The organism is bacterium (assembly GCA_009926305.1).
Taxonomy (GTDB): Bacteria; Bdellovibrionota_C; UBA2361; order UBA2361; family RFPC01; genus RFPC01.
The window spans coordinates 1-4,800 of record RFPC01000121.1; the positions used below are offsets into that span (position 1 = coordinate 1).

General features: G+C 47.4%; 5 protein-coding genes. All 5 read left to right on the forward strand.

From position 1 onward, the window contains the following. Positions 1-608, forward strand: a 608-nt coding sequence (locus tag EBR25_12395; protein NBW41784.1) for a hydrogenase, incomplete at its 5' end; no start/stop codon positions are given. Between the two features lie 39 nt (positions 609-647). Then, positions 648-1,160: a DUF3341 domain-containing protein gene (locus tag EBR25_12400; GenBank protein ID NBW41785.1), complete on the forward strand. Its 513-nt coding sequence runs from the start codon at positions 648-650 to the stop codon at positions 1,158-1,160. After that, positions 1,150-1,755, forward strand: coding sequence for a hypothetical protein (locus EBR25_12405; GenBank protein NBW41786.1), 606 nt, complete (start codon positions 1,150-1,152; stop codon positions 1,753-1,755). Before EBR25_12400 ends, EBR25_12405 begins: the two co-directional genes overlap by 11 nt. 35 nt (positions 1,756-1,790) lie before the next feature. Further along, positions 1,791-3,074: a hypothetical protein gene (locus tag EBR25_12410; protein ID NBW41787.1), complete on the forward strand. Its 1,284-nt coding sequence runs from the start codon at positions 1,791-1,793 to the stop codon at positions 3,072-3,074. Positions 3,075-3,474: 400 nt separating this feature from the next. Then, positions 3,475-4,293, forward strand: coding sequence for a hypothetical protein (locus EBR25_12415; GenBank protein NBW41788.1), 819 nt, complete (start codon positions 3,475-3,477; stop codon positions 4,291-4,293). Positions 4,294-4,800 lie beyond the last annotated feature (507 nt).

Here is a 4,800-nt window from a genome sequence, read left to right on the forward strand (position 1 = left end):
TCCCACCGTATTTTGTGGCTGGGGCAATCTTTTCTGGGGTTGCCATGGTAATCACTCTGATTATACCGCTTCGCCATATCTTTAATTTACATGCAATTGTTCGGAAAGAGCACTTTGAGGCAATGTCAAAGCTCATCATGCTTACGAGTGGAATTGTAACTTATGCATACATCACTGAGTTTTATACTGCATGGTGGAGCAACAACATGTTTGAAAGATATCAGTTTTGGTTCCGACCCTTTGGGGAGTTTGCTCCCGCATTCTGGGGAATGACATTCTGCAACTGTATCGCACCACTCTCGCTTTGGTATAAGCCTCTCCGCACGAATATTACTTACTTATTTATACTTTCAATCGTTATTAACATTGGGATGTGGCTAGAGCGATTTAATATCATCTTTACTTCTCTTGCCCGAGAGTTCCTTCCGTCAGCCTGGGGTGGATATAACTTTAGCTGGGTAGAGTTCGGTATCACGATTGGTGCGTTTGGATGGTTCGGAATGTGGATGACCTTGTTCATCAAATTCTTCCCCGCGGTAGCTATTACGGAGATTAAGATGATTCTTCCGCCGCCAACCCGCGATAAGAACAGGTTAGAGCACCACTGAGAAGTGTAGAGTTTGTAATCAAAATAGGATGAGAAGAGCATGAAAGGGAATAAGGTCGTAGTTGGTGTTTTCGAGTACCTCGATGACGCTATCGCGGCAGTGGAAGTCGCGAAAGCTGAGGAACTCGACTACAAAGTATACTCACCAGTGCCAAATCATCACTTGGATGACGCCACGAGTGATACACGGGGTCCTGTGCGTTTTCTTTCCGGGGTCGGGGCGGTAACAGGATTAACGGCGGGATTCTCACTCGCCATTCTCTGTTCTCTAGACTATCCATTACGGGTTAGCGCCAAATCAATCACCTCTGTTCCAGGATTTGTTGTCATCGGTTACGAGTGCACAATTCTCTTTGGTGCCCTGGCAACGCTAGCTGCGCTTTTTCTGTTTTGTGGGTTACCGAATATCTTACGCAAGCCAGGATATGATGGAAGGTTCTCTCGAGACAGATTTGGAGTATTAGTGAGTTGTGATTCGAGTCGTACTGAGGAGCTTCAGTTGAAGCTTCAACAAGCGGGAGCAGAAGAAGTCGAGGTTCAAGATGGTCTATAAGGTATTTTTACGAATCGGGATATCGTTGCTGTGCTGTTTGGCGTTAGGTGCTGAAGCGCTGGCCCTGCCGTTTAATGATGATATGGTTCACGATCAGTTTAAGACGAGTGAGGTGATGCGAGCTGCTCCCAAGGGCAGTGTGCCAGTTGGAGCACACCGGTATTATGTGGATCCAGTGCTTGCGTCAAAAAACTTAACAGATGAGGGACGGGCAGCGAGGGCCGCTCTAAAAAATCCAGTGCCATCTTCACCGGAGTCAGTCTCTCGGGGGAAAAGGCTTTGGGCGGTAAATTGCTCGCCGTGTCATGGGCAGTACACAGGAAAAGAAGATCCAGCCTACGGCGGATCGGCAAAGTTCTTAAAGTCGATTGACCCAGCCGTTGCCGGCGCAACATCAGGTCCGAATCTTGTAACGGAGACCTATCTGCGGGATCCCTCAAAGTCTGATGGACATCTTTTTAGCTATATCCACTTTGGTGGCCTAGCCGTTATGCCGCGGTATGGGTACAAGTTATCTCTTCGAGAGCACTGGGATGTGGTGAATTATATCCGTTGGATGCAGTCAGATTTTACAGAGGTAATGGCAAATAAGTAATTTTTTAGCATCAAACCAAATAGGTTGAGAATACCATGCATATAGAAGTTCCAAACATTGATATCGAAGGCGCACTGAAGGCTCCCCCAGTCGCAGTAAATAGAACAACTCGTACTTTTGGCTTGTTGTGCGTAACTATTGGAGTGACTGTGTTCTCCTGGGCACTATTCTCTGACTATCCAGATAAGTTGTTGTGGGCAACATATTTCGTAAGCCTCCTTTTCTGGATGGGGCTCTCTGTAGGGGCAGTGATGACGACTGCAATTTTTCAGATCGTCAGAGCCTTATGGGCCGTTCCAATTCGGAGGGTCGCTGAGGCCCATATCGCATTCCTCCCCTGGGCCTTCTTTTTTTGGGCAGCTACGTATTTTGGTAAAGAGCATCTCTATCCATGGGCGCGCAGCCCGATGCCAGGACGAGAAGCTTGGATGGAGCCGAACTTCGTTTATCTCCGATTTGGAATCTTGTTCTTTGGATTTTTCTGGTTACTGACGTACTTCACTCGCCTCTCGCTTCGATCTGATGTTGGAGTCGCAAGAGAGAAGCTTCCAGAGGATTCTCACTGGACCGGTGTTGTCTATGCAAGGTTGACGAAGGGATGGCGTGGTGAAGCGACTGAAACGCTAGCACTCCAAAAGCGGATGAGTTTTTTAGCTCCTGTGCTTGTGGCTTGTTACGCAGTGGTATGGACGCTATTTGCAACCGAGATGATCTCTGGAATGGATACTATCTGGTTTTCAAACATGTTTGGCGGTTTTGAGTTTCTGGCCAATATCTATACCGCTTGGGCAATGTTAGCCGTACTTTCGTTTTGTATCGCAAGACGACACGGCTTGTTCCAGAAGCATCTCAGGAGTAGACAGTTGTGGGATCTCGGGATGCTTACTTTTGGCTTCTGTATGTTGTGGGGGTACACGTTCTTTTCTCAATTCCTTCCACAGTGGTACGGAAATATGCCTGAAGAGACTCAGTGGTTGATCCTTCGAACTCGAGAGCTTCCATGGAAAGCGCTCGGATATACCACATTTGGTTGTGCCTTTGTCCTTCCTTTTATTTTACTTCTCAGTCGGGATATCAAAAAGAACCCGGTTACATTCTCCATTGTAGCGCTGGTCATTTTCACTGGCGTGTGGCTCACGAAGTACATGGTGGTGATGCCACAGGTAAGTCCGGAGGCAATTCCATTTGGCGTGGTTGATGTAGGGGTATTCCTCGGGTTCCTCGGTGTTTATATTCTTGCGATTCAGTCATTCCTTGGTAAGTTCCCGTGTATGACGTTCTCTCACCCACAGGCGAAGGGGGATGTAAAAAGCTGGTAGTTCGATTTAAGAACTTAGGGATAGAGAGAGTTCTAGGTTTGTACATTCCACAGGGAACGTTTCCTCGCTGATCACGAGATATATCAAGGAGTACGTGTTCGATGCTGGGTGGATGCAGGTATTGAGGTGGTTGCCTTTTTCCCTCTGACTTTCCCCTTTTCCGAGGCTCATTGCCTCTTCACTTGCTTTTCCCATGAACGACTATAGACACAGAAGTGGCTGAGTAGTATCTGAATGGACTAAGGGCTGTTTTCTCAGAGAAGTCTCAAGATTTTTCTTAGTGAAAGGCTCGGTGTGTAAAGGGAAAAACCGCTGTGATGTACTTTGTGCGCATTCAGCTCTTTAGATCTCACTCATTTCAGCCGTTTATATTACTCAAGTCTTTTGAGGAAGCAGCGAAATGAGCGATCTCCATACTACCATGCTCAGGTGCTTACAGCAGATCCTGCGACCAGTCGTGCGCTTTTGCCTCTCTCGCTCTCTTGGTCTCAATGAGCTCGTTGACGTTGCTCGTGTCGTATTTGTTGAAGTTGCAGAAGAAGAGCTCGAGCGAAGGGGTGAAAAGGTAAACAATAGTCGTGTAAGCGCTTTTACTGGAGTTGATAGAAGAGCAGTTCAGCGAATACGAGAGACGAAAGAGCAGCCCGATACCACGATGCATTTTGCCGTGCGCGTGATTGGGCAGTGGCGCCGTGACCAGAGATTTACAGACAAGGCAGGCCGTCCGAGAGTGCTATCGCTGGGAGGACCTGATTCAGAGTTCAACGAGCTTGTTAGAAGTATCAGCACGACACTTCATCCAAGGAGTACGTTAGCGGCACTTGATCAGGTTTCCGCGGTTGAGATTGCTAATGGTCGAGTGAAGTTAAAGAAGGCAGCCTATATCCCAAAGGGGAGACCTGTTGAAGGATTTCAGATGTTAGCCGAGGATGTGGAAGATTTTATGTCAGCGGTTTCTCAGAATATCTTCTATGAGGGCGATCCGCTACCAAATTTTCATGGACAGACGCACTACGACAACATTCCAGAGGAAGAGCTGCCAAAGATACGAGACTGGTTGTTTAAACAGTGTTCAAATTTTCATCAGCGGGTAGATCGATATCTTTCAACGTTTGATATCGATATTCAATCTGACAAAAAGAAAGCCAAAAAAAGTGGGGAACGGTGTTCTGTGGTCTACGGAAGCTTCAGTCACTTAAAGGGACTCTCTGACGAGTAGTAGCCCCGTATTTATTTCTTACTCTCGTCAGCAGTTCGCATTTTCAAATCCTTGACTCACTATTGTGCCCGTGCGGGTCTCTGGAAAGAGGAGATGAGTGAGTTCGCATTCGGATGCACAGGGGTCATTTGCACAGTATGGAATAAAGACTTGAGAGAGATATGAGATAAACTCCCGGCAATCAGTGATGAACTGACTTGGTGGTTCATTCAGGCATGGCTGCTCGCAGGCAAGATTGGGTACTCCCTGAGTAAAAAATCTAGTCGTAACACACTCCTCAAGTAGTGGTTCGTTTGAGTTTCCACCCCCTGTTGTATTCCCGGCATTGCTCGTGCTGCCGCTGCCTGGAGCGGTTGAAGGTGAACTATTACTCGATCCACTACTGTTATCTTCGCCACTCGTACTGTTAGGTGGCGATACTTGAGAGGGGTTTGGAATGGGGGAGGAATTACTGTTGTTTGAGGGAGATGGTCTACGAGATGGAGCACTCGAAGGGGTAGGAGTAGG

Bases quoted from the DNA above. Each gene is read 5' to 3' on its own strand.
- EBR25_12400 (NBW41785.1), top strand. From the start codon at position 648: ATGAAAGGGAATAAGGTCGTAGTTGGTGTTTTCGAGTACCTCGATGAC.
- EBR25_12405 (NBW41786.1), top strand. From the start codon at position 1,150: ATGGTCTATAAGGTATTTTTACGAATCGGGATATCGTTGCTGTGCTGT.
- EBR25_12410 (NBW41787.1), top strand. From the start codon at position 1,791: ATGCATATAGAAGTTCCAAACATTGATATCGAAGGCGCACTGAAGGCT.
- EBR25_12415 (NBW41788.1), top strand. From the start codon at position 3,475: ATGAGCGATCTCCATACTACCATGCTCAGGTGCTTACAGCAGATCCTG.